The following is a 22687-nucleotide window of genomic DNA, read 5'->3' as shown; positions in this document are numbered from 1 at the left end:
GCGCCTAGCGCGCAAGCAAAGGGATGCCGGTTAGCCACTGGTGACCACCCAGTAGCAGAAGTGCCAGCAGGGCGATGGTCGCCACCAGGCTGGCGAGATCGGCGCGCCAGTCAGCCTGTGAAACCGTGCTTCGCCAGCCGTCGCGACGAATGATGAGCAACAGGTTGAGAAGGGCCCAGAGAGTGAGGGAGCCAAAGAGCAGCAGGGAGCGTCCTTCCTGGTTCACCAGCAGGTGGGCCAGCGCCCAGAGTAGAAAGCCGAGCAGTTGCGGGTGGCGCAGCCATTTGCGCACATGGTTGGGGCCGAGAGAGCAGCAGACGAGCCAGACCCCGAGCGGTAGCATGCCCATGGCCACGGGCAGCCCCCAGGCCGGGGGTGCATAGAGGGGGTCAGGCTGGATGGTGCGCCAACCGGCGAAGATCAGGCCGAAGGCAACCAGGACACCGAGGGAGAAGAGCCCCTTGTAGCGTTGCTCGCCGAGACGAGTCAGCAGATGGGCGCGATGCCCCGGGCTGAGGGCGGGATAGAGGTGGAGCAGGGCAAACAGCAGCAGCCCCAGGGTGAGCGGCAGCATGAGGACCTCCTTGGCAATGTGCTCACCCCATGATGCCCCAAGCCTCAGTTCAAAGGCAGCGGCAGGCGTAAAAAAGCCGGCCTGTTGGCCGGCGTTGGCGTTAGCGACTGCCGAGGCGCCACAAGGCCGCCACATTGCGGGCCGTCAGCGTTATGTTGCAACGGGCGGTGGCGAGGGCCTCCGGCAGGGCCATGGCCCGGTTGACCACGGCAAACACGGCATCCAGCCCGTGCTCATGTACCACGCCACAGTCATCGGTGAGGCAACCTGAGATACCGATCACCGGTTTGCCAAACTGCTTGGCGCAGCGGGCGACGCCGATGGGGGTCTTGCCGTGAATGGTCTGGCTGTCGATGCGCCCCTCACCGGTGATCACCAGGTCCGCATCGGCCACGGCCTCGGCCAGCCCCAGCGCCTCGATGACGATACCGACACCGGGCTTGAGCTCGGCCCCGAGCAGGCCGAGCAGGGCGGCTCCCATGCCACCGGCGGCGCCGGCCCCTGCACTCTCCTTGACCTGCTTGCCAAGTGCCTGCTCGATACAGGCGGCGTAGTGGGCCAGGTTGGCGTCGAGCCGGGCCACCATGGCGGGGGTCGCCCCCTTCTGGGGGCCAAAGACGGCGGAGGCACCCTTGGGGCCGCACAGGGGATTGTCCACGTCGCAGGCCACTTCGATGTGCAGCTTGCCCAGACGGGGATCCAGAGTGCTCAGATCGATCCTCTCCAGTTGATCTAGAGCGCCGCCCCCGGGAGGCAGGGCCTGCCCCTCCTTGTCCAGCAGACGGGCGCCGAGGGCCTGCATCATGCCGGCACCGCCGTCATTGGTGGCGCTGCCACCGATACCGAGGATCAGGTGCTCGACTCCCAGGTCGAGGGCGGTCAGGATCAGCTCGCCGGTACCGACGCTGGTGGTGAGCAGGGGGTTGCGCCGCTCGGGGGGCACCAGGTGCAGGCCCGAGGCGGCGGCCATCTCGATGACGGCGCGCTTGCCGTCGCCGAGCAGGCCGAGGAAGCCCTCGACCCGGTTGCCGAGGGGAGCGGTGACCTCGACCGGCACGATGCGCCCGCCGGTGGCATCCACCAGGGACTGCACAGTCCCCTCACCGCCGTCGGCCATGGGCAACTTGAGATAGGTGGCGTCCGGCAGCACCTGGCGAAAGCCTGCCTCGATGGCGTCGGCCACTTCCATGGCGCTCAGGCTCTCCTTGAAGGAGTCGGGGGCGATGACGATTTTCATGAAGTTTCTCCTCAGGCGAGACCGAACACGCCGAACATCAGGGTAGAGACGAATGCGATGGTGAGACCGACGGCGGTCTCGTAGGGGATCAGCTTGAGCCGCTCCCCGACCCCCATGTGGACGCTGCCACCGGTGGCGTGGAAGAAAGATCCGTGGGGCATGTGATCAAACACGGTGGCGCCGGCGTGGATCATGGCGGCCCCGGCCAGGGCGCTGACCCCCAGTTCCAGCAGGGTGTGGCTGAAGACGCTGGAGGCGACCACGGTGCCGGCGGTGGTGGAGGCGGTAGCCAGTGACATCAGGGCTCCCGAGACCGGCGCCAGCAGGTAGGAGGGGAGGCCCGAGGCGGTCAGGCCGGCGATCATCACATCCTTGAGGCCGGAGTTGGCGATGATGCCCGCCAGGGTGCCGGTACCGAGCAGCATGATGGCGACCGGCGCCATACGTGACAGACCGGAGACGGCGTACTGGTTCAGGTTGCCGAACTTGCCCATCATCAGGGCACCCACCAGGCCGCCGAGCGGCAGGGCGATAAGGGGATCGATGACGATGCCGGCCACCGGGCGCAGGGCCAGCAGCAGGATGGCGACCAGGGGTGCACTGATGGCGGCGGCAAAGCGCGGCAGGGCGCTTTCGTCCACCACGACCACCTCCTTGGCGTCCACCTTGCTGCCGCGGTTGTTGAGGCGCTTGGCCAGCCAGTAGGCCATGGCGAGGCCAAACAGGCCCGGAATGATGCCGGCGGCCATCACAGAGGTGAGGGGCAGGTGGAAGGTATCAGCCGCCGCGATGGCGTTGGGGTTGGGAGACATGACATTGCCCGCCTTGCCACCGCCGATCATGGCCAGCAGGATGGCCGGCTTGGAGAGGTCGGCACGGCGGGCGATGGCCAGGGCGATGGGGGCGACCGTGATGACCGCCACGTCGACGAAGACGCCGACCGCGGTCAGGATCAGGGTGGCCAGTGCCAGCGCGAGCAGGGCGCGGGTCTCACCGAGCTTGCGTACTATGGTCTCGGCGATGGTGGTGGCGGCACCCGACTCGATCAGCACGCCGGCCAGTACGCCGGCGGCCAGGATGCGCATCACTGCGGTGGTGATCCCCTGGGCGCCGCCGATCATCAGGGCGACGGTCTGGGTCAAGTCCGCACCGCCGATGAGACCGCCGGCGAGGGCGCCGACGATCATGCCATAGGCGGGCGGCACCTTCTTGAGGATGAGGGCGATGGCAATGACGAGGGCGGCGAGGGCCCCCAGTGCTGTGATGGGTGTCATGTCGGGTACCGGTTGTTGGAATAGTGGCCGCATTATGGCGGCTTCCATGCCGGTGTCTTTGTTCAACCCGCTAAATGTGATGCACCAGAAATGGTCGATTTTGTATTTTCAAACAAATTATCGTGCCAGGGTCAGGGCCAGGTAGAGCAGCAGCTTTTCTTCCAACACATTGATATTCAAGCCTGTTATCTGCTCTATCCGGGTGAGTCGGTAGCGCAGTGTGTTGGGGTGGATGAAGAGGGCGGCGGCGGCCCGATGCAGATCACAATTCTCGCCGAAATAGTGTTCGAGACTCTTGCGCAGGGTTCCCTTGGAATCTTCATCGGCGAGCCGCTGGAGCGGGATGGTGAGACGGCTCCCTTGCCAGGAGTCAGCCAGGGTGCCAAGCAGCACCGGCAGCTTGTAGTCCTCGAAAAAGTAGACCTGGCGTCGTGGTGCCTGACGGCTGCCACGCAGCAGAGTCTCGCGGGCGGTACGCCAGGAGAGGGCGAGCCCCTCAACCCCGGGAAAGTGATCACCTATCCCGATGCGTACCCGAAAACCGGCGATGCGTCCCAACAGCTCCTTGACCCGTTCCCGCTCCCCTTCGGTCTGCCATCCCTGCTCGCCGAGCCGGATGGGTTTGAGCACCGCAATCTCGTCGAGGCCGTGGATGGCAACCAGGTTGTCACGCTCCGGGTTCTCCAGCAGATGGACCAGCTCGCGCAAGCGGGCCGGATCCGCCTGCTCGAGGCGGATCACTGCCGCGACCCTGGGTTGGCTTAGATCGATGCCGAGCAGGCGTGCCGATTGCGCCAATTGGGCCGGCTTGCCGTCACCGCGAACCAGCTGCAGCACCAGCTCCTCCTTGTGGCGGCGATCCCACAGCAGTTGCTCGGAGAGGGCGGCCTGTTCGAGGATCAACTCGGCCGTCATCTGAACCAGGGCGGCGAAGGCGCGCACCTGCTCCGGCGCCCCCGAGATGCCGATGACGCCGATCAGCTCCTCCTGGAAGGCGATGGGGAGGTTGATACCGGGACGTACCCCTTTGAGGCGCAGGGCCGTGGCGTCGTCGATCTCCACCACCCGGTCTTCGGTAAGCGCCAGGATGGCCCCCTCATGGCGTTGATGGAGGCGGCTCGGGTCGCCCGAGGCGATGATGTGGCCGTGTCTGTCCATCACGTTGACCGAGTAGGGGAGGATCCTCATGGCCCGCGCGACTATCTGGCGCGCTATGTTATCGTCCAGTTCCATGCTGCTTCCGGCGTGATTGGGTCGGTCGGGCTGTTGCTGGCGAGCCCGGGCCGTTAGAATAGGGCCCACTTTACCCCAGTTGGACCCCACGATGGATTATGAATTTCGGCGTGATGGCTTCGGCGGCTATCGTGCCCGCTTCTCCATGGGCCACGAGGCCATCGGCCAGTGGCTGATCGACGAGGTGGGCAAGGACGAGGCCGTGCTCGACGAGTTGTTCGCCGTCATCGACCGCCTCTCGGCCCGCCAGCAGGAGGAGTTCCGCCGTCCCGGGCGTGACTACTCCCTGACCCTGACCCAGGAGGAGGCCGAGGTCAAAGCCAACGTGCTCAACATCAGCCTGGACGAGGATCTCGACGATCTCGCCTACTATGACGATGAACAGCTGGCCCTGTGCGGCCTCGAGGATTTTGCCGCCGTGCTGACCTCCTGGCGCGCCTTTATTCGCAACGAGGACTGGTAAGTCCCGCTCACACAACAGGTTTGAACCACTATGTCTGATTTCGACACCAACAAGGCCGAGAAGGCCAAGAAGAAGGGCTCCCCGCTCACCATGCAGCTGAACCTGGGTCCGAAGGATGCCAGCCGCCTGCACGCCCTGCACCTGGACGCCACCATCACCTTTGACGACATGAGCATTCCCAAGGGGGTGCTGATCAAGGCGGCCCTGATCGCCCTCGAAGAGATGGAGCCGGGCAAGCGTGCCGACATCGTCGCCCGCGTGATCGCCGAATCGGGCCGTTAAGCCCGTCCGGTGCAGAGTGAGCCCCGCCTTGGCGGGGCTTTTTGTTGCCGGTCAGGCCAGCTGGCAGGCTTCCACCTGGCGGCGCAGAGTGTGGTAGCGCTCGCCCAGTGCGGCCCGCCCGAGCCCCGCATCGGCGGGCATCAGATGCCCCTGCAGCAGGTTGAAGTCTCGCTCCAGATGCTGCACCAGCCAGTCGACACGCTGCAGGGTGAGGGGCGTCGCGCTCTGGCCGCTGAGATCGTCCAGCACGTCGAGCAGGTGGCTGCGATACATGTCCCGCAGCCAGTGGGCCCAGAGGGACTCTGGGCCGCTCAGGGTTTCCCGCCAGCGGGCGATGAGCCCCTCCAGTCGGGTCAGCACCGGGAGTGAGGCCCCCCGTCGGCGCAGGCTGGCCAGCTCCCATCGTGCCCACTCGAGGCAGAGTTCACGCCACAGGTGGAACTGGGGCAGGGGATCGTCCAGCCCGAGCCAGATCCCCGACAGGGCGCGGGTCTCGAGCCGCTCGGGGACATGGAAGTCGGGATCGCTCAGGCCGTTGGAGTTGAACTCGTGGAGGGGGTCGAAGGGCCACATGTAGCCAAAGTCGAACAGGCGGATCTGGTGGCCGTCGTCGAGCAAGTTGCCCGGGCTCGGGTCCCAGTCGAAGAATCCCCAGTGTGCCAACTCACCCTCGGCATTGAGCATCTGCTGCAACACGCGCTCATTGATGCGCGACAGGGGCTTGCCCGGCAACCAGGGAGAGAGCAACAGGCCGTGCTGCAGAGAGCCGAAACGGGTGCTGACGACCTGGGGCAGCAGGTCGGGGTGGAGCTCACGCAGGCTCTCAATCTCCTGGCGTCGCTGCAGCTCGGTCAGGAAGGCGGTCGTGCCGTCCGGATTGGCGACGCGGGAGACGGGACGCGCCCGTTTCAGGCACCACTGCTCACCGGACAGCTCAAGATGCAGTACCTCGGCGGTGAGTCCGCTGTCGCACCGCTGGATCACCGCGGGGTGATCGGCACCGATCCGTCCCAGCTCGGCCAGGGGCAGGGGGCAGCGCTGCTCGTTACCGATGCGGATCTCTTCCCCCGATGCCAGCAGTGCGGTCAGATGTTGCTGACGGGCGGTGATTTTGGGGTTCATGGGGATCTCCTTGTCGCCTCTGTTAACAGGCTAATCAACTCGCTTCGCTTCAACCAGACGAGGCAAGAGATGGTGACGTTTTCATCACATAACCGTGTCGCTCTCAGTAGAAGATGGCGAGCCAGATGGTGGTGCGATCCGGTGCCGTGGACTCCACCCTGTGGCGCAGATGGGCTGGCAGATTGAGATAGTCGCCGGGGCCGAGGCGCAGCAGCCGGGCTTCGCCACTTTGGGGATCCTCGATGCTCAGCACCGCCTCTCCCTCCACCAGCAATACCCACTCGTGCTCGTTTTGATCGTACCACTCTCCCTGGGGGGTGCTCTGCCCCCGTGACAGGATACGCTCGATGCGCAGACGATCGGTGCTGAGGATGTCTTCAAACAGCTCGCAGGGCAGGGAGTCGGGGAGCATCTTGAGCAGGTTGCCGATATGCATGATCTGACCTCCATGGCGGACTGGTTTCAGTATAGATAAGCGAGGAGTGGGAACCGTTGGCTCAGATCGACTCCAAATCGATGCAAGTTCGGCAAAAGACAGGAAAACGTTTGACGAATTCGCTGCATTTCCCCCTGTTTCCTGCTATTTTGCGCGCCCATCAGACAAACGATTTCCTTCACACTTTGGCGAGATCAAGGCAATGGCAGAGCAACACGCAGTCGCTTCGACGGAACGGGGCGGATTTTTGGACACATATTTCTCGATTCATGAGCGGGGCAGCTCGGTGCGCCAGGAGCTGGTCGCCGGTCTCACCACCTTCCTCGCCATGGTCTACAGCATCATAGTGGTGCCCAATATGCTGGGAGCCGCCGGCTTCGAGCAGGGGCCCGTATTTGTGGCCACCTGCCTCATCGCCGCCTTCGGTTCTCTGCTGATGGGGCTGTGGGCGCGCCTGCCGATGGCCATCGGCTGCGCCATCTCGTTGACCGCCTTCACCGCCTTCAGCCTGGTGCTGGGTCAGGGCATCTCGATTCCGGTGGCGCTCGGCGCCATCTTCTGGATGGGGGTGCTCTTCACTCTCATCAGCGCCACCGGTGTGCGCCAGTGGATCCTGGCCAACCTCCCCTTCGGCATCGCCCACGGTACCGGCATCGGCATCGGCCTGTTCCTGCTGCTGATCGCCACCAACAGCGTCAGCCTGGTGGTAAAGAACGAGGGGGCCGGCCTGCCGGTACAGCTCGGCGACTTCACCTCCTTCCCCGTCATCATGACCCTGCTGGGGCTGGCGGCCATCTTCGGCCTGGAGCGCCGCCGGGTACCGGGCGGGATCCTGATGGTGATCGTCGCCATCTCCCTGCTGGGGCTGGCTTTTGATCCCAAGGTGACCTGGCAGGGCTTCTTCGCCATGCCGAGCCTGACCGGTGAGCAGGGCTCCCTGGTGGGCAGCATGGACATCATGGGGGCCCTCAACGCCGCGGTGATCCCGAGCGTGCTGGCCCTGGTGATGACCGCCGTGTTTGATGCCACCGGCACCATCCGTGCCGTGGCGGGCCAGGCCGGGCTCATCAACGAGCGCGGCCACATCATCAGCGGTGGCAAGGCGCTGACCGCCGACTCGGTCAGCAGCATCGTCTCCGGCGTGGTGGGCGGGGCTCCGGCCGCTGTCTACATCGAGTCGGCCGCCGGCACCGCCGCCGGTGGCAAGACCGGTCTCACCGCCACCGTGGTCGGGGTGCTGTTCCTGCTGATGATCTTCCTCTCGCCGCTCAGCTACCTGGTACCGGCCTACGCCACCGCTCCGGCCCTGATGTACGTGGGCCTGCTGATGCTCGGCAACATCACCAAGCTGGACTTCAAGGACAGCGTCGACGCCCTCTGTGGCATGCTGTGCGCCGTCTTTATCGTACTGACCTGCAATATCGTCACCGGCATCATGATTGGCTTCGCCTCTCTGGTGGTCGGTCGTCTGGTGGCCGGTGAAGCCAAGCGGCTCAACCTGGGCACCATTCTTATCGCCGTGGCCCTGGTGGCCTTCTACGCCGGCGGTTGGGCCATCTGATCCCATGTCGAATGAACAGGGCGCCTTCGGGCGCCCTGTGTCGTTTGGGTGGCTTCACATTTTTTCTCTCTCTCCTGATGGCTTGTTTCATTATGGAACAAGCCTCCCTCTCATTGTGTTTCATTCTGAATCGGATCGGGATGAGCTTGGTTCCTTCCGATGGCCCCCTAGACTGGCCATATCATTTATGCCCGTCGGGCCAGGAGGGAGTCACGATGAAGAAGCTGATCAATGCCGTCGATGCCGTGGTACGCGAACAACTGATGGGGATGGCGGCCGCCCACCCCGAGCTGAAGGTGCGTATCGAGCCCCATTTCATCACCCGTGCCGACGCGCCTGTGGCGGGCAAGGTGGCCCTGGTGAGCGGGGGCGGCAGCGGCCACGAGCCGATGCACGGTGGCCTGGTCGGGCGAGGCATGCTCGACGGTGCCTGCCCGGGGGAGGTGTTCACCTCACCGACTCCGGATCAGATGTATGAGTGTGCCCAGGCGGTCGATGGGGGCGCCGGGGTGCTGTTTCTGGTGAAGAACTACACCGGCGACGTGCTCAACTTCGAGACGGCGGTCGAGCTGCTGCACGGGGAGGGGGCCAAGGTTGGCTTTGCCCTGGTCGATGACGATGTGGCGGTGAAAGACAGCCTCTATACGGCGGGTCGGCGCGGGGTGGCGGCGACCGTGGTGATCGAGAAGCTGGTAGGGGCGGCGGCCGAGGCGGGTTATGACCTGGAGCGCTGCGAGGCCCTGGCCCGGCGTATCAACAACCAGAGTCGCAGTATCGGCGTTGCCCTGCACGCCTGTACCGTGCCGGCCGCGGGCAAGCCCTCCTTCACCCTGGCCGACGACGAGCTGGAGTTTGGGGTCGGCATCCACGGGGAGCCGGGCATCGAACGGCGCGGCTATCAGGATCTCGACACCCTGGTCGAGCAGATGTTCCTCACTCTGATCGAGAAGACCCCCTACAGCCGGACTCTGCGCCGCTGGGATCGGGAACTCGGCAACTGGCTCGAGGAGGAGGTGACCATAGCTCCGCTGGGAGAGGGGGATAGGGTCATCGCCCTGGTCAACAGCCTCGGCGGCACCCCCCTCTCCGAGCTCTACGGGGTGTACGGCAAGCTGGCCCGTCTGTGTGACTCGGCGGGTATCCACCTGGTGCGCAACCTCATCGGCCCCTACTGCACCTCTCTCGACATGAGTGGCATCTCCATCACCCTGGTGAAGGTGGACGACGAGCTGATGGGGCTATGGGATGCCCCGGTCCATACCCCGGCCCTGCGTCGTGGTTGCTAAGGAGGTCTCATGCTGACCAGAGAACAGATCGTGGCCTGGTTGCAGGCGTGCGCCGGCGTGTTTGAGCGGGAGCGTGACATGCTGACCGGGCTCGACACCGATATTGGCGACGGGGATCACGGTATCAACATGCAGCGTGGCTTCGCCAAGGTGGCCGAGAAGCTGCCGAGTGTGGCCGACAAGGACATAGGGCAGATCCTCAAGACCACCGGCATGACCCTGCTCTCCTCGGTGGGCGGAGCGAGCGGGCCACTCTACGGCACCTTCTTCATTCGTGCCGCTGCCGTGGCCGATGCCCATCAGTGCCTGAGCCTGGCCGAGTTGCAGCAGATGCTGAGTGAGGGGGTCGAAGGGGTGGTGGCGCGTGGTCGGGCCGAGCCCGGTGACAAGACCATGTGCGACGCCTGGTGGCCGGCTCTGGCCGCCCTCGGGCAGGCACAAGCGCGAGGCGCCGAGCTGCCCCAGGCCCTGGCGGAGGCGGTGGCCGCCGCCGAGCAGGGGGCCCGGGACACCATTCCCATGCAGGCGCGCAAGGGGCGCGCCAGCTATCTGGGTGAGCGCAGCATAGGGCATCAGGATCCGGGGGCGACCTCTACCTGTCTGCTGCTCGCCGCCCTGGCTCGCAGCGCAGGAGGTGGCGCATGATCGGCATCGTCGTGGTCTCCCACAGCGCCACCCTGGCGGCCGGCATTCAGGAGCTGGTGAGCCAGCTCGGCTCGGCGGCACGTCTCGAGTTGGCGGCCGGGGTGGACGATCCCGCTCACCCCATAGGAACCGATGCGGTCGCCGTGATGAGCGCCATCGAGGCGGCGGATGACGGGGAGGGGGTGCTGGTGTTGATGGATCTCGGCAGTGCCCTGCTCAGTGCCGAGACGGCGCTGGATCTGCTGCCCGAGGATCTCGCCGAGCGAGTCTGTCTCTGCCCGGCACCGCTGGTGGAGGGGACCCTGGCCGCCGTGGTGGCGGCCGGCGCCGGTATGGGGCTGGAGGCGGTGGCCGCCGAGGCACGAGGGGCCCTGGCACCTAAGCAGGCCATGTTGGCACACCAGGCACAGCCGCAGGTGGTTGAGTTGGCTGAGCCCGATCCGATCGCCGACCCCTGGCAGAGCTGTGAAGTGGTGGTGGAGAATCCCCATGGGCTGCATGTACGGCCGGCGGCGCGCCTGGTGGCGGCGCTCAAGCCTTTCAATGCCGAGCTACGCCTGTGCAAGGGGGATCAGGAGGCCAACCCGCGCAGCCTGAGCCGGCTGGCCCTGCTCGATGTAAAGCGGGGGGATACCCTCACCCTCTACGCCCGTGGTGGCGACGGGGCCCTGGCCCTGATGGTGTTTCGTCAGCTGGCGGCCGAGCGCTTCGGTGATGCCGAGTGATCCCGGTAGTGTGACATGTCTATGTCGAGGGCCTTGAGCCGGCGCCATAGGGTGGTGCGGCTGATGCCGAGCCGCTCGGCCATCTGCTGCACTCGTCCCTGACAAAGGGCCGCCGCCTCAAGCAGGGCACGGCGCTCCTGCTCGGCCAGTGTCATCAGGGAGGGGGGCTCCACGGTCTCGACCCGGGTGTGTCGCAGGGTGGATGGCAGGTGCTCCGGCTCGATAGACTCCCCTTCGGCCCTGAGCCTGGCGTGTTCGATGACCGCGTGCAGCTCGGTCAGGTTACCGGGCCAGGGGTGGGCCAACAGCCGCTCCCGAGCCCTGGCCGAGAGGCGGCGGGGATCCCCCTGCTGTTCCAGCTGCTGGGCGATGAGGCGGGGCAGATCGGCGATGCGCTCGCGCAGGGGGGGCTGCCACAGCTCAAACCCCTGCAGGGCAAAGAGCAGCTGACGACCGAAGCCCCCTTGTTCCACCCACTCCTCGAGATCGGCAGTGCTGGTGGCGATGAGGCGACATTTCGGCAGCAGCACTCGGGGGGAGTCGAAGCGCTGCAGCCGCCCGCTCTTGAGCCAATGCAGCAGCGCCCCCTGCAGGGGCTGGGTCAGGTGCTCTATCTGTTCCAGTAGCAGGGTGCCGCCATGGGCCTCTTCTATCTTGCCGGGCCGCTCCAGCCCCTCCTCGTCACATCCCATCAGCAACTGCTCCAGGCGGGTCGCCGGGATGGCCTGGCAATCCACGGTGACCAGAGGGCCATCGGCCTGACTCCCCTCCTGATGCAGATAGGCGGCGAGCGCCCCTTTACCACTGCCGGGCTCACCGCGCAGCAGCACGGGGCCGTTGCCGTGGGCGGCCTGACGGGCCAGACGCAGGACTCGGGTCATGGATTGGGAATCGGTGACCAGGATGGGGGGCGGTTGGCGCCGAAGCCAGAGGGCTTCGAGGCGCTCGGCCGGATGAAGCAGTGCGATAAAGTGGGCCCCCAACGGGGTTGGCACACGCTTGAGACTGAGCAGCACGGGGAGGAGCCGTCCCTCGCACTCCAGCGTCAGATCTACGTGGCTCAATGGCTCGTCCGATTCGATGGCCAGCTCCAGTCGCCTCGGCAGGCGCAGATAGAGCGCGAGAGGCTGCCCGAGCACCCGGGCCGGGTCCAATCCAAGACGTTCGGCGGCGAGCCGGTTGAGGTAGCGGATCTTTGCCTGATGATCCCAGGCCAGCACGCCGTCGTCCATCCCCTCCAGCAGGGCATAGAGCTCACTCAGGTGACGCTGGGACTCTTGCATCAGTCCCTCCATCTGTAGCTGGTTGGCCAGCTCTCTTCCCGCCGCGACGGCCAGCGCCAGATCCCCCGGCTGAGCCTCTTCGAGGGGGCAGTAGAGGGCCAGCATGGCCACCAGACGTCCCTGGGGATTGAAGACGGGCGCCGCCGAGCCGACCCAGCCGTGCAGGGCCTCCTTGAAGTGCTCCTTGCCACGCAGGGTCAGGGGGGTCCCCAGATAGCCCGCCAGGTTGATGGCATTGCTGCCGAGGCGCCCCTCACTCAGGAAGGCCCCCTGCAGCAACCCGAGCTCACCGAGCGCCGCCAGGATCTCCCCATGGCCGACCCGTGCCAGCAGGCAGCCGCTCTCGTCGGTGAGCAGCAGGGCGCAGCGGCGCCCCTCCATGTACTCGTAGAGATCCTCGAGGGCCATCTCGCCGGTCACCACCAGATCCCGTTTGCGTTGCAGCATGCTCTGCAGGGTCTGGCCACGGGCCTGGTGAGGCGGTTGCCAGGGGGCGGGGGCGCTTTGCAGGCTGCAGCGCTGCCAGGAGGCGATCAGCCACTGTGGGTAGGTGTTCACATCGGACTCCAGTGATGGGGTTATCCATTAGAGCAGCCTGAGCCTCCCCTGTCAGTGACGGGGCTCAGAATGCCTGGCGCAACCAGGTGAGCAGGGTGCGGCAGTGGGGTATCTCGCGGCTCTCTCTGTGGATCAGCAGGTCCCAGCGGGGGCCCTTGACCCTGTGGGCTGAAAGGGGAAGCAGGCGCCCCTCCTCGAGAGCCGGTCGGGCCAGTAGTTCGCAGGCCAGGGCCACGCCCACACCTGTGATGGCGGCTTCCAGCAGCAGGCCGGGATCCGAGAAGTTGAATCCTTCCTCTCTCAGCCCGAGCCCGTCTCCCCCTTGCAGCAGCCAGCGTTGCCAATCCATCTCCCGCTCCCCGTGCAGGGTCAGTCGCTCCTCGGGTGACCGGTGGGCGATGGCCGGTGCCGCCACCGGCAGCAGCCAATCCTGATACAGGCTGTAGAGGTCGCAATCGGCCTGGGCCTTGAGGTTCGCATGGAGTGCCAGGTCAATGGTGTCGCCCTGCATGTCGGGGGGCTCGCTGCCGGTGACGAGCCAGAGATCGATCTCCGGGTGGCACTGGCGCAGCGCCGGGAGGCGGGGCACCAGCCAGTAGCGGGCCAACTCCTGGCTGGTGTGCAGGATCACCTGGTTGGGTTTCTGATACTGGTCGAGTCGCTTTAGGCCCGCGACCAGTTGTTGTAATACCTCACAGGTGGTGGCCTGCAGGTCGGCACCCGCATCGGTGAGGATCACGCCGCGGCCCTGGCGCAGGAAGAGGGGCTGGCCGAGCATCTCCTCCAGGCTTCGGATCTGCTGGCTGATGGCAGACTGGGTGAGATGCAGCTCCTCTGCCGCCCTGTGAAAACTGCCCAGTCTGGCGGCGGCCTCGAAGCCGCGCAGCACGTTGAGCGGGGGCCACTGTTTGAGTTTCATTGATTAGCCTTGCTTATCACTTTGTCGCTAAATTGATCGTTTGTTCCGCATGCATTGGACATCTAGCCTATCACTGTGTTGTGAACCTGTAATAAAAACTAATGATAGGAGTCAAGATGAACACTCGCCGTATCCTGCTCAAGATGATGGCCGCCCTGGGCGTGCTGGCCGTTACCCCCCTGGGGTGGGCCGATGCAGAGGAGTCTCTGGTCATGCCCGACGAGAGCGCGCCTCAGGAGCGAGTCTGGGTGGCGTTTGCCGCCAGTCGTGCCATTTGGGGGCGCTCGTTTCAGGAGGTGCAGGCCACCATAGGCCGACTGGTGCGCGCCATGACCCCTTTCACTTCGGTCACCGTGCTGTGTCGACCGGGTGAGGAGGTCCTGGCGCGGCGACTGTGTGGCGAGAGCAATACCCGTTTCATCCCGGTGGCTCTGGACGATATCTGGGTGCGTGACAGCGGGGGCGTCTTCGTGCGGGATGGGGACGGACTCGCCCTGGTGGACTTCAACTTCAACGGCTGGGGGGAGAAGCAGGAACACGCCAGCGACAGTCGGTTGGCGGCGGTGGTGGCCAGGGCCAGCGGGGCGCGTCATCTGCGGGCCAACATCACGGGCGAGGGAGGTGGCATAGAGGTGGATGGTGAGGGCACGGCGATCATGACCGAAAGCTGCTGGCTCAACGACAATCGTAACCCCGGAGTGGCCCGTGCCGAGCTGGAGGCCGAGCTCAAGGGGCTGCTCGGGTTACGGAAGATCATCTGGTTGCCGGGGATCAAGGGGCGGGACATCACAGATGCCCATGTGGACTTCTATGCCCGCTTCGTGCGTCCCGGCGTGGTGGTGGTCAATCTGGACAACGACCCTGACTCCCATGACTACGCCGTGACCCGCGAACACCTGGCCATCTTGCAGGGGGCGCGGGATGCCGATGGCAGGGCGCTGCAGTTGCATCTTCTGCCCCCACCGCGCCAGCCCAGGGATAACCGCTTCAGCCGCAGCCCCGACTTTGCCGCCGGCTATATCAACTATCTGCCGATCAACGGCGCCGTCGTGATCCCCCGGTTTGGTGATCCCGAGGCCGATGTCCACTGCCAGACCCTGCTCGGGGCGCTCTACCCCGGTCGCAAGATAGTGCCCGTGGACATAGACCCGGTGGCGGCAGGGGGCGGTGGGATCCACTGCATCACCCTGCATCAACCGTCCTGAGGGAAGTAGGGTCAGGTGGCCGCAGTGGGTTCCTGTGCCCGTGCGGCGGCCTCTTTCTCCTCCCCTTCCCGGATCCAGGCATCGAGCAGGGTATAGGCCACGGCCAGCACAACCGGGCCGATGAAGAGGCCTATGATGCCGAAGGCAAACAGGCCACCGATAACCCCCACCAGGATCAGGATCAGGGGCAGGTCGGCCCCCTGCTTGATGAGGTAGGGGCGCAGGAAGTTATCCATGCTGCCGGCAAACAGGGACCACACCAGCAGGAAGGTGCCCCAGGTGTTGTCGCCGCTCCAATAGAGGTAACCGATGGCACCGAGCAGCACCGGGAAGGGGCCTATCTGGGCGATGATCAACACGAACATTAACACCACCAGCACCATCACGTAGGGGATACCGGCGATCAGCAGACCGATACCGGCCACGGTGGATTGCACCAGGGCGGTGACCACTACCCCGAGGGCCACGGCGCGGATCGCCTGAGAGGCCAGCACGGTGGCGTTGTCCCCCCGCTCACCGGCCAACCGGTGGGCAAAGCGGCGAATGCCGTTGGCTGCCCGCTCCCCGGAGTGGTAGAGCATGCCGCAGACGGCGACGGTCAGCAGGAAGTGGACAAACAGCATGCCGAGATTGCCTGCCTGGGCCGCCAGCCACTTGGCCGTCTGACCCAGATAGGGGGTCAGCTTGGCAAACAGCACCTGACCGCCGCTGGCGAGGATCTGGCGCCACAACTCCAGCAGCTTGTCACCGACCAGGGGGATCTGTTGCAGCCAGAGGAGCTCGGGTGGGGTCGAGTGGTTGAAGGTTCCGGCCCACTCCAGCAGCAGGGGAACCTTCTCGGCCATGGTGGCCAGTGCCATGGAGAGCGGAATGACAAACAGCAACAGCAGGGCGCCGGTCATGACCAGCACGGCCAGGGCCCGTCGTCCCCATAGCAGGCGCTGTACCATTCGAAGCAGGGGCCAGGTGGCAATGGTGATCATGGTGCCCCAGATGAGGGCGGGCAGGAAAGGCCTGAGGACCCAGAGGCTGGAGATGATGAGAATGCCGATAAACAGCACTCCCAGGGTTACTTTGGCCAGGTCACGCTTCTTCTCGGGCATAGGTGTCGTTTCCAGGGGTTGCAGTGGGAGAGAGGAGCCAGATGCCTGCGCTCAGCCAGAGGCCGAGCAGTAGCAGGGAGCTCCATTGTAGTAACAAGATGGTGAAAGAGCTGCTCATCAGATGGGGGAGCTGCCACTGCAGCAGGCCACACAGCAGGCTGCCCAACAGGGCCAGCAGGGCCGTCGGCAGGGGAGGGCTGGCATGGCGCCGCAGGGGGAGCGATTGTCCCAGGCTCAGACCGGCCCCCAGGCTGGCCAGGGCGGCCAGTGAGCCGGACTGGGTCGGCCAGGCCAGCGCCAGAGCGAGCAGGCTCAGGGCCCACCATGCCAGGGGGCGGGCAGAGAGCCGGGCCAGTAATTCGGACTGGCTGAGCAGCAGAGCCCCCAGCAGCAAGCCTCCCAATACATCGGAGATGAAGTGCACTCCCAGCTCGATACGGGCCAGGCCGGTCAGCAGGGCCGCCAGTAGTGCCCAGATCAGGGGGTGGCGACATCCCCGCCACTGGCGCAGCAGCAGGCCCCAGAAGAGCAGGGCGGTGGCCGTGTGGCCGCTGGGCATACCGAAGCCCCCGCTGGCCTGCTCGGCCAGTTGGGGCACCAGATGGAAGGGGCGTGGCCAGCCGATGGCCAGCTTGCCGAGGGTGATGCAGAAGGCGAGGGTGCCCAAGGTGAAGAGCATGGCGCGCAGCCTGGGCCAACCCAACCAGGGCAGCAGCAGGGGAAGCAGCACCAGATAGAGGGCCTGTTCACCAAACAGGTTGGTTACCGCCAGCAGCGGGGCCAGAGGAGTGAGCCCGGTTTGCAGTCGTTCCAGCCAGGGCAGTTCGGTTCGATGCAGCAGATTGCCCTGCTGGCTAAAGTCGGTCAGCTCCTGTCGTGGACTGTCGCTATTGGCAGGCAACTGTTCGGCGAGCCAGCGAGTCTGTTCGGGAAAGCGCAGTTCGACCTCGGGAGCACGGGGGTTGATGAGTCTGGCCTGGCGAATCTCGCCCCCCAGATTCGGGGCATGAAGCAGATTGACGCGCCCCTGGGGGGTCGCCTGCAGCGGGGTCGTGGTGCGACAGGCAAACAGTGCCGCCTGCTGCCAACGGCCGATGGGGGCGAGAATGTCACCCTTTAGCCCCGTCTCTTCGTAGAGTTCGCGCAGGGCCGCCTGCTCCGGCGTCTCTCCGGCATCGATATAGCCACCGGTCAGGCCGAAGCGGCCCGAGACACTGTCTTGTACCATCAGGACCCTGTCTTGATGCTGTACCACACAGACGGCCGCCGTCGGTGCCGCCGCGCTGGCTTGTCCCGCCAGCAGGGAGAACATGATGAAGAGGATGCGAACCACGATCTTTTCCCTCGCCTCGAATGGCTACAGGGTCACAGAAAGGGGAGGAGGGGGCAACTACTTCAGCAGGGGTGTGGCCGTCGGGTTGAGGGTAAAGTTGAGCATGTGGGCGTATTTGTCGGTCAGGGCGCGGTAGGCCTGGCTCTTCATTACCCGTTCCAGAGCCTGCTGGAAATGTTTTACCTCCTCGGGCGAGGTGGTCGGGTTGAAGGCGAAACAGCTCTCTTGCTGGCTCAAGGTCGCGACTATCTCGAACTCATCCCGGTTGAAGCCCATTCTGCCTATCTGGTGCAGGAGCAAGTCCTGGTTGGCCGAGACCAGGTCGGTACGAGACAGGGCCAGTTGGCGCACCACTTGCTCCATGCGATCCACCGACATTATGCCCTGTGGAGAGAGACCCGCATTGAGCAGCAGTTGTTCGCCCACATCCGCCTTCATGGCGCCAATACGCAAGGCTCGAAGGTCTTCGAGGGAGTGAATGACATGCTTGTCCTGTTTACGGCCGATGAGTGAGATTTGGGAAACGCTGATGGGGCAGGCCCAGAGAAAATGGGGGGCACGGGCACGGGTGCGAGAGGTGGCAAAGAGTACCACTCCGGGCTGCTGGGTGAGCAGGTACCAGCCCTGGGACCAGGGCAAGAAATGGATGGGGTGCTCCTTTTCCCCCATCTCCTGCCAGACCAGCTTTAGCAACTCGACGGAGAATCCGCTCGCCTCACCACGGGGGCCCTGGCCATTGAGGGGCTGGTTTTCTTCCGAGTAATAAGTGAGTGCCCAAAGAGGTAGAGTGCAACACCATAGCAGGATAAGGAGATGTCTCATCACGCCTCCATCACGGCGAAGATTATGGAATGTGTTTGAGTATAGGCTCCCGGGTTCATCCCATGACATGGCCCCCCTGCGGCGGCTATAGTTGGCAGGTTCTTATTATCAGTGGTCAAGACATGAAACAGTTTGCGTTTTTCCTCGGCATCACCCTGGGGGTGATCCTGATCCTGTTCGGCACAGTGGTGATCTTCCAGGCGCTGCCGGCGGCACTCGACGTACTGGAGATGCCGAGTCGTATCCCCTTTGTGCGAGAGGTCTACAACTGGTTGATGACCAGTGCCAACGGCCTGACCGCCAATCTGGAGCAGAACTTCCTTGAAGCCTTCCAGACCGTGCTCAAGCTGATCCTCTTGATGGCCTTCCTCTGGGTCTGCGTCAAGTTGGTTCACATGGGGGTCATCATCATCAGGGCCGGTGTGGACCTCATCCGTACCTCCATCGAGTTTGGTACCCGCCACTCTCAGCCGTCTGCCGAGCCGCCATCTCAGCTGCATCAGGAGCGCCCCCGAGAGCGGGAGCGCTACTACCCATAAACCCAAGAGGCCACCCAAGGGTGGCCTCTTCGTCTCGATTGCGCTTTAGTTCAGCAGCTTCTCCAGCTCGGCCTCGGCGGCGGCGCGGCTCTCTTCTCCCGCGGTCGCACTGGCTGTAGCCTGCTTGGCCGCTGCCGCAGTTGGCTTGTCGGTCATGGCCTTGCCTTGCTGCTCCAGCTCCCTGGCCTTGTCGGCAACCTGTTGCCCGGCGCTCGCAGGCGCCTCTGCTTGCCCCTGTGCTCCGGGTTCCTTGGCCGGCGCTTTCCCCTTTTGGGCTAAGGCGGCAGGTGTGACGACCGCCGGGGCCTGGTCGATGGCCGAATGGGTGGGCAGGGGGACGACGCCCTGCTGGAGACTGCTGGCGGCTTTCTGCCCGGCCTGATTTGTGGCCTGGGTGGCAACCTCAGTCCTGGTCTGGCTGGCTTGGTTTACCGCCTCGATGGCCGCTTGCGTGCTGGCCTGCCGAGCTTGATTCGTGGCCTGGGTGGCAACCTGAGTCCTGGTCTGGCTGGCTTGGTTTACCGCCTCGATGGCCGCTTGCGTGCCGGCCTGCCGAGCTTGATTTGTGGCCTGGGTAGTGGCTTGCGTCGTCGCCTGAGTCACACCCTGTTGAGCACTCTCCACCAGAGTCCGGGTACCGCTTTGCACCAGACCATTTACCGCCTGTTGCGGGTTGCTCAGGGTCTCCAGCGTCGAGCCGACGGCACCCAGCGCTCCGACGGCACCTTGGGCATTGCCGAGGGGGGCCTGCCAGGCCTGCATGGGGTTGGGCCAACTGGGCCGGGCTCCTGGCTCGGCGAACACCTTGGGACCCTGCTGGTCAACCAACATGACCGCCATCTGGTTGGTGTCCGAGTTCCACACCAGCCCCGCCTTGTCGCTCAGCCCGGGTACGGCGCGTGACAGGGCAAAGAAGAGAGGCCCCTCTTGCTGCAACTCGCTGGCAGTCTTGAGCAGGGTCATGGTGGTATCGTAGTGGGGTCCCAGTATGGCGGTCATGCGATCCTTGACCAGAGGCTGCTCGAAGAGGTTGACCTCGTTGGGGTCGAAACCGACCAGGGGCTTGAGCAGGGCCCACATCAACTGGCTACCCGGAGAGATCAGCAAGGGGGCGATACAGCCGCTCAGCATCAGGCTGAGCAGTGTCACCTTGATAAGGGAAACAACACGCATTGAAGCAAGTCCAAAACGAAAGGAGAGGGGCGTTCCGGCCCGCCGGCAGCCTTGGGATCAGCTGTACAGCAAATGGCCAGACGAGTCGGCGCGCAGGCTATCACAGTGGTTATGGAAAGCCAGAGGGGGCGATTAATATTTTCGCGCCAGGGGTCGCTCTAACAGGGAACAGGCAAGAGGAGTCGAATGATGAAGTGGCATGTGTTGGGGCTGTTGAGTCTCTGGGGGTTGGGCGCAGGGGCGGCCCACGCCGAGGGGGATGCCCGCTTGTGGCTTCCCGTCAATCCGGGTGAGCGAGTCTGCTGGTATGAGGATCGCCGTTACAGTCTGGGGGCCGTGTTGGACCTGGAGAGTGGTCCACTGATCTGTGCTCCCCAAAATGATCAGGAGAGTAATGGACCGCTCAGCTGGCATGCTCTTTCAGCCAAGCCGGAGCAACCCAAGGTGGAGAAGGGAGATAAACGTCTGCGGGTGGGAGCCTGAGGGGGGTTTTATTGATCCAGCTAAAGACAGGGGGAAGCGGTTTATCGCATAATGCCCGCCCCTGTCGTTACTCGCGGAATTGATCCATGTCCCGTCGCTTCTCCAACACTCATCGTCGTCGCAACAGCTGGTGGTACAAGCGTGTGCTGGCTCGTGAGCGCGCCGAGCGTGAGGCTCGCTCCGTACGGGATTGATCGAGCGAACTGACGCCGGTCAGTGCGCCTTCTTCAGGGTGCGGATCACCGCATCCCTGGTCTGTTTGGTCCGACTGATGTGCCTCGGGGCCACCAGCACCACATCATTACCGGCGACGGCCCCCATGATCTCCGGGTCGGCGTGGCGATCCAGCATACGGGCAACCACGGTAGCGGCTCCCGGAGTGGTGTGAATGAGCACCAGTTGCTGATTGCTCTCCACCGACTTGACCATGTCGTGAATCGAGCGAGCGCTGTCCCCGTTTTCCAGTTGTTCTTCCACCAGGGTGTAGATCTTCTTGCCGCTGGCGTTTTGCGCCTTGGCGACGCCGAGGCGACGCAGCAGCCGTGAGACGGTGGACTGGCTGATATCGGGGAAACCGAAGTGGGCCAGTTCGCGGCGGATCTCCTCCTGAGTGCCGTAGCAGTGGCGAGCGATGATCTGGCGGCAGGCATCCAGTTGCGCCGCATCGTGGTTAATCTCGCTATGCCCCGACAGGGTCTTGACCATAGAGCGCCTCCTCACGGCACAACCTCAGCACTAATCTTTGTGCTTTTACAGTTTATGCAGAGTAATTATCTGCTTATCCAATAAGCCTTCGAAAAACCCTCTGCGTAGGGCGGGAATTATAGCGAACAGGTCGAAAATCGATGTGACAGGGCTCAAAAAAGGGCCCGATAGGGCCCTGTTTAGTCATGATTGCTGCATAAACGCCTTAGAAGAGGGCGCTCACTATGTCCTGGGTGAAGGACTTCTCGCAGTATTTGCACTTCATCCGCACCGAGCCCTTCACCTCGCGAACCGCAAAGTGGCTGGCGACCGGCTCCTGGTGAGAGATGCAGTTGGAGTTGGGGCACTCGAACACCCCTTCGATGAACGCGGGCAGCTCGAGCTGGTGCTTCTTCACTACCTCAAACTCCTCGATGATGTTCACCGTTGCCTTGGGGGCGAACAGGGCCAGCTGGTTGGCCTGCTCTTCGGTCAGGCGGGTGTTCTCGATCTTGATGAGGTCTTTCTTGCCCAGCGCGCCCGACTTGAGATTGAAGCCGACGGTGATGCGTTCCTGGGTCTCCACCAGCTGGAACAGCTTGAGGATCTTGATGCCTTGCCCGGCCGGGATGTGGTCGATGACGGAGCCGTTACGGATGGCTTCTACTTGCAATTTCTCAGACATGCTCTTCCCCTCAGACAGTTTCGTTCAGTACCAGTGACAGCAGGGCCTGGCGTGCGTAGACGCCGTTCTCGGCCTGCTCGAAGTAGGCGGCGTGCGGTGTCTTGTCGACCGCGACCGTGATCTCGTCGACCCGCGGCAGGGGGTGGAGAATCTTCATGGTCGGCTTGGCGCCCTCCAGGGTCGGTACATCCAGAATGAACTTGGCGGCCATGTGCTTGTACTCGGTCTCGTCGAAGCGCTCCTTCTGTACCCGGGTCATATAGAGGACGTCGAGCTCGGGCATCACCTCTTCCATGGTCTCGTGCACGCTGAACGGGATCCCCTTCTCTTCCAGCTCCTCGCAGATGTACTCGGGCATGGCCAGGGCTTCGGGAGAGATGAAGAAGAAGCGGCAGTTGAACAGGCTCAGGGCCTGGGCCAGGGAGTGCACGGTGCGGCCGTACTTGAGGTCCCCGACGAAGGCGATGTTGAGGTTGTCCAGGCGCCCTTGCGTCTCGTGGATGGTGAAGAGATCGAGCAGGGTCTGGGTCGGATGCTGGTTGGCGCCGTCACCGCCATTGATGACCGGCACGGAAGAGAACTCGGAGGCAACCCGGGCTGCGCCCTCACGGGGGTGGCGCATCACGATGGCATCTGCATAGGAGCCGATGATCTTCAGGGAGTCGGCCAGCGTCTCCCCCTTCTTGGCGCTGGTGTTGCCACCATCGGCGAAGCCGATGATGTTACCACCGAGGCGCTGCACCGCAGTCTCGAAGGAGAGGCGGGTGCGGGTGGAGGGCTCGAAGAAGCAGCTGGCGATCAGCTTGTCTTGCAGCAGGCGGCGGTTCGGGTCGGCCTTCAACCGTTGTGCGGTTTCGACCACCAGTTCCATCTCGGACCGGGTCAGGTCGGAGATGGAGATGACGTGTTTCTTATAGAGTGGATTGGTCATCGTCTGCATTCCCTTTGACTGAGGTGGGGGGCAAAAAAAAAGCCCCTGAAACAGGGGCTTTTTTCAAAAAAAATTGGGGATCTGCGGGTCGGGAGCCAATAAAAACGGCGCCGTTGCGGTGCTGGGCACCG

24 protein-coding genes are annotated in these 22687 nt (G+C 64.2%); 9 read left to right on the top strand and 15 right to left on the bottom strand.

The window, feature by feature from the left end; translation table 11 throughout:
• Positions 1-4 precede the first annotated feature (4 nt).
• The 4 genes from BN1133_RS17785 to BN1133_RS17770 form a co-directional block, all read right to left on the bottom strand.
• Positions 5-574 (bottom strand): NnrU family protein, encoded by a 570-nt coding sequence (locus tag BN1133_RS17785; protein WP_050667794.1) that lies wholly within the window; start codon positions 572-574, stop codon positions 5-7.
• Positions 575-674: 100 nt separating this feature from the next.
• Entirely contained in the window at positions 675-1811 is a 1137-nt protein-coding gene (locus BN1133_RS17780) for a glycerate kinase (RefSeq protein WP_050667793.1), read from the bottom strand.
• Between the two features lie 11 nt (positions 1812-1822).
• Entirely contained in the window at positions 1823-3085 is a 1263-nt protein-coding gene (locus BN1133_RS17775) for a GntP family permease (protein WP_050667792.1), read from the bottom strand.
• Positions 3086-3202: 117 nt separating this feature from the next.
• The gene (locus BN1133_RS17770) at positions 3203-4318 is read right to left on the bottom strand and encodes a sugar diacid recognition domain-containing protein (protein ID WP_050667791.1); all 1116 of its coding nucleotides are present in this window, start codon (positions 4316-4318) and stop codon (positions 3203-3205) included.
• Positions 4319-4409: 91 nt separating this feature from the next.
• Between BN1133_RS17770 and BN1133_RS17765 the strand changes: the two genes are divergently transcribed.
• Together BN1133_RS17765 and BN1133_RS17760 are read left to right on the top strand one after the other, a co-directional pair.
• Positions 4410-4781 carry a YacL family protein gene (locus BN1133_RS17765; RefSeq protein ID WP_005354391.1) on the top strand — a complete coding sequence of 124 codons (372 nt, stop codon included), beginning with the start codon at positions 4410-4412 and terminating at the stop codon, positions 4779-4781.
• Between the two features lie 30 nt (positions 4782-4811).
• On the top strand, positions 4812-5063 hold the full coding sequence (locus BN1133_RS17760) for a hypothetical protein (RefSeq protein WP_050667790.1): 252 nt from the start codon (positions 4812-4814) through the stop codon (positions 5061-5063).
• Positions 5064-5114: 51 nt separating this feature from the next.
• On the opposite strand, the gene BN1133_RS17755 is transcribed toward BN1133_RS17760, so the two are convergent.
• A complete protein-coding gene (locus tag BN1133_RS17755) occupies positions 5115-6185 on the bottom strand; it encodes a protein kinase family protein (protein WP_050667789.1) in 1071 nt (356 codons plus the stop codon).
• Positions 6186-6288: 103 nt separating this feature from the next.
• Complete coding sequence (locus tag BN1133_RS17750; protein ID WP_050667788.1) at positions 6289-6621, bottom strand: cupin domain-containing protein; 333 nt, start codon at positions 6619-6621, stop codon at positions 6289-6291.
• Positions 6622-6823: 202 nt separating this feature from the next.
• Here BN1133_RS17750 and BN1133_RS17745 point away from each other — a divergent pair, with 202 nt between their 5' ends.
• The 4 genes from BN1133_RS17745 (at position 6824) to dhaM (ending at position 10838) form a co-directional block, all read left to right on the top strand.
• On the top strand, positions 6824-8182 hold the full coding sequence (locus BN1133_RS17745; RefSeq protein WP_050667787.1) for an NCS2 family permease: 1359 nt from the start codon (positions 6824-6826) through the stop codon (positions 8180-8182).
• 215 nt (positions 8183-8397) lie between these two features.
• Positions 8398-9468, top strand: a complete 1071-nt coding sequence (gene dhaK, locus BN1133_RS17740; protein ID WP_050667786.1) for a dihydroxyacetone kinase subunit DhaK — start codon at positions 8398-8400, stop codon at positions 9466-9468.
• Between the two features lie 9 nt (positions 9469-9477).
• The gene (gene dhaL, locus BN1133_RS17735) at positions 9478-10113 is read left to right on the top strand and encodes a dihydroxyacetone kinase subunit DhaL (RefSeq protein WP_050667785.1); all 636 of its coding nucleotides are present in this window, start codon (positions 9478-9480) and stop codon (positions 10111-10113) included.
• On the top strand, positions 10110-10838 hold the full coding sequence (dhaM, locus tag BN1133_RS17730; RefSeq protein WP_050667784.1) for a dihydroxyacetone kinase phosphoryl donor subunit DhaM: 729 nt from the start codon (positions 10110-10112) through the stop codon (positions 10836-10838). Before dhaL ends, dhaM begins: the two co-directional genes overlap by 4 nt.
• Here dhaM and dhaR read toward each other — a convergent pair.
• On the bottom strand, positions 10802-12679 hold the full coding sequence (dhaR, locus tag BN1133_RS17725; protein WP_153006774.1) for a dihydroxyacetone kinase operon transcriptional regulator DhaR: 1878 nt from the start codon (positions 12677-12679) through the stop codon (positions 10802-10804). The two genes, dhaM and dhaR, sit on opposite strands and share 37 nt — an antisense overlap.
• Before the next feature lie 64 nt (positions 12680-12743).
• Positions 12744-13598 carry a LysR family transcriptional regulator gene (locus tag BN1133_RS17720; RefSeq protein ID WP_050667782.1) on the bottom strand — a complete coding sequence of 285 codons (855 nt, stop codon included), beginning with the start codon at positions 13596-13598 and terminating at the stop codon, positions 12744-12746.
• 146 nt (positions 13599-13744) lie between these two features.
• Here BN1133_RS17720 and BN1133_RS17715 point away from each other — a divergent pair, with 146 nt between their 5' ends.
• A complete protein-coding gene (locus BN1133_RS17715) occupies positions 13745-14803 on the top strand; it encodes an agmatine deiminase family protein (protein WP_407922061.1) in 1059 nt (352 codons plus the stop codon).
• A gap of 11 nt (positions 14804-14814) precedes the next feature.
• Here the strand turns inward: BN1133_RS17715 and ydiK are convergent, their stop codons facing one another.
• From ydiK to BN1133_RS17700, 3 genes are read right to left on the bottom strand one after another with little or no spacing between them, the layout of a single operon-like run.
• The gene (gene ydiK, locus BN1133_RS17710) at positions 14815-15906 is read right to left on the bottom strand and encodes an AI-2E family transporter YdiK (RefSeq protein WP_050667780.1); all 1092 of its coding nucleotides are present in this window, start codon (positions 15904-15906) and stop codon (positions 14815-14817) included.
• On the bottom strand, positions 15887-17239 hold the full coding sequence (locus tag BN1133_RS17705) for a bifunctional NUDIX hydrolase/phosphatase PAP2 family protein (RefSeq protein ID WP_050667779.1): 1353 nt from the start codon (positions 17237-17239) through the stop codon (positions 15887-15889). Before BN1133_RS17705 ends, ydiK begins: the two co-directional genes overlap by 20 nt.
• Before the next feature lie 57 nt (positions 17240-17296).
• The gene (locus BN1133_RS17700) at positions 17297-18061 is read right to left on the bottom strand and encodes a substrate-binding periplasmic protein (protein WP_050667778.1); all 765 of its coding nucleotides are present in this window, start codon (positions 18059-18061) and stop codon (positions 17297-17299) included.
• A gap of 122 nt (positions 18062-18183) precedes the next feature.
• On the opposite strand from BN1133_RS17700, the gene BN1133_RS17695 reads away from it, so the two are divergent.
• Positions 18184-18600 carry a hypothetical protein gene (locus BN1133_RS17695; protein ID WP_050667777.1) on the top strand — a complete coding sequence of 139 codons (417 nt, stop codon included), beginning with the start codon at positions 18184-18186 and terminating at the stop codon, positions 18598-18600.
• A 45-nt stretch (positions 18601-18645) separates the two neighbouring features.
• Here the strand turns inward: BN1133_RS17695 and BN1133_RS17690 are convergent, their stop codons facing one another.
• On the bottom strand, positions 18646-19773 hold the full coding sequence (locus tag BN1133_RS17690) for a hypothetical protein (protein ID WP_050667776.1): 1128 nt from the start codon (positions 19771-19773) through the stop codon (positions 18646-18648).
• 186 nt (positions 19774-19959) lie between these two features.
• On the opposite strand from BN1133_RS17690, the gene BN1133_RS17685 reads away from it, so the two are divergent.
• A complete protein-coding gene (locus BN1133_RS17685; protein ID WP_082178048.1) occupies positions 19960-20256 on the top strand; it encodes a DUF1496 domain-containing protein in 297 nt (98 codons plus the stop codon).
• A 213-nt stretch (positions 20257-20469) separates the two neighbouring features.
• Here the strand turns inward: BN1133_RS17685 and BN1133_RS17680 are convergent, their stop codons facing one another.
• The 3 genes from BN1133_RS17680 to pyrB form a co-directional block, all read right to left on the bottom strand.
• Positions 20470-20961, bottom strand: coding sequence for an arginine repressor (locus BN1133_RS17680; protein ID WP_050667774.1), 492 nt, complete (start codon positions 20959-20961; stop codon positions 20470-20472).
• Positions 20962-21166: 205 nt separating this feature from the next.
• Positions 21167-21625: an aspartate carbamoyltransferase regulatory subunit gene (gene pyrI / locus BN1133_RS17675; protein WP_050667773.1), complete on the bottom strand. Its 459-nt coding sequence runs from the start codon at positions 21623-21625 to the stop codon at positions 21167-21169.
• Positions 21626-21635: 10 nt separating this feature from the next.
• Positions 21636-22556, bottom strand: coding sequence for an aspartate carbamoyltransferase (gene pyrB / locus BN1133_RS17670; RefSeq protein ID WP_050667772.1), 921 nt, complete (start codon positions 22554-22556; stop codon positions 21636-21638).
• Positions 22557-22687 lie beyond the last annotated feature (131 nt).

The organism is Aeromonas schubertii (genome assembly GCF_000820105.1).
Lineage (GTDB): Bacteria > Pseudomonadota > Gammaproteobacteria > Enterobacterales > Aeromonadaceae > Aeromonas > Aeromonas schubertii.
Note: the sequence above shows the minus strand (reverse complement) of the source record. Positions and strands in the feature narration are given on the sequence as shown.

Bases quoted from the DNA above. Each gene is read 5' to 3' on its own strand.
- dhaM (WP_050667784.1), top strand. From the start codon at position 10,110: ATGATCGGCATCGTCGTGGTCTCCCACAGCGCCACCCTGGCGGCCGGC.
- pyrB (WP_050667772.1), bottom strand. From the start codon at position 22,556: ATGACCAATCCACTCTATAAGAAACACGTCATCTCCATCTCCGACCTG.
- BN1133_RS17690 (WP_050667776.1), bottom strand. From the start codon at position 19,773: ATGCGTGTTGTTTCCCTTATCAAGGTGACACTGCTCAGCCTGATGCTG.
- pyrI (WP_050667773.1), bottom strand. From the start codon at position 21,625: ATGTCTGAGAAATTGCAAGTAGAAGCCATCCGTAACGGCTCCGTCATC.
- dhaK (WP_050667786.1), top strand. From the start codon at position 8,398: ATGAAGAAGCTGATCAATGCCGTCGATGCCGTGGTACGCGAACAACTG.
- dhaL (WP_050667785.1), top strand. From the start codon at position 9,478: ATGCTGACCAGAGAACAGATCGTGGCCTGGTTGCAGGCGTGCGCCGGC.
- BN1133_RS17745 (WP_050667787.1), top strand. From the start codon at position 6,824: ATGGCAGAGCAACACGCAGTCGCTTCGACGGAACGGGGCGGATTTTTG.
- BN1133_RS17685 (WP_082178048.1), top strand. From the start codon at position 19,960: ATGATGAAGTGGCATGTGTTGGGGCTGTTGAGTCTCTGGGGGTTGGGC.
- BN1133_RS17770 (WP_050667791.1), bottom strand. From the start codon at position 4,318: ATGGAACTGGACGATAACATAGCGCGCCAGATAGTCGCGCGGGCCATG.
- BN1133_RS17760 (WP_050667790.1), top strand. From the start codon at position 4,812: ATGTCTGATTTCGACACCAACAAGGCCGAGAAGGCCAAGAAGAAGGGC.
- BN1133_RS17700 (WP_050667778.1), bottom strand. From the start codon at position 18,061: ATGAGACATCTCCTTATCCTGCTATGGTGTTGCACTCTACCTCTTTGG.
- BN1133_RS17680 (WP_050667774.1), bottom strand. From the start codon at position 20,961: ATGGTCAAGACCCTGTCGGGGCATAGCGAGATTAACCACGATGCGGCG.
- BN1133_RS17775 (WP_050667792.1), bottom strand. From the start codon at position 3,085: ATGACACCCATCACAGCACTGGGGGCCCTCGCCGCCCTCGTCATTGCC.
- BN1133_RS17695 (WP_050667777.1), top strand. From the start codon at position 18,184: ATGAAACAGTTTGCGTTTTTCCTCGGCATCACCCTGGGGGTGATCCTG.
- BN1133_RS17750 (WP_050667788.1), bottom strand. From the start codon at position 6,621: ATGCATATCGGCAACCTGCTCAAGATGCTCCCCGACTCCCTGCCCTGC.
- BN1133_RS17755 (WP_050667789.1), bottom strand. From the start codon at position 6,185: ATGAACCCCAAAATCACCGCCCGTCAGCAACATCTGACCGCACTGCTG.
- BN1133_RS17780 (WP_050667793.1), bottom strand. From the start codon at position 1,811: ATGAAAATCGTCATCGCCCCCGACTCCTTCAAGGAGAGCCTGAGCGCC.
- BN1133_RS17785 (WP_050667794.1), bottom strand. From the start codon at position 574: ATGCTGCCGCTCACCCTGGGGCTGCTGCTGTTTGCCCTGCTCCACCTC.
- BN1133_RS17765 (WP_005354391.1), top strand. From the start codon at position 4,410: ATGGATTATGAATTTCGGCGTGATGGCTTCGGCGGCTATCGTGCCCGC.
- ydiK (WP_050667780.1), bottom strand. From the start codon at position 15,906: ATGCCCGAGAAGAAGCGTGACCTGGCCAAAGTAACCCTGGGAGTGCTG.
- BN1133_RS17720 (WP_050667782.1), bottom strand. From the start codon at position 13,598: ATGAAACTCAAACAGTGGCCCCCGCTCAACGTGCTGCGCGGCTTCGAG.
- BN1133_RS17715 (WP_407922061.1), top strand. From the start codon at position 13,745: ATGGCCGCCCTGGGCGTGCTGGCCGTTACCCCCCTGGGGTGGGCCGAT.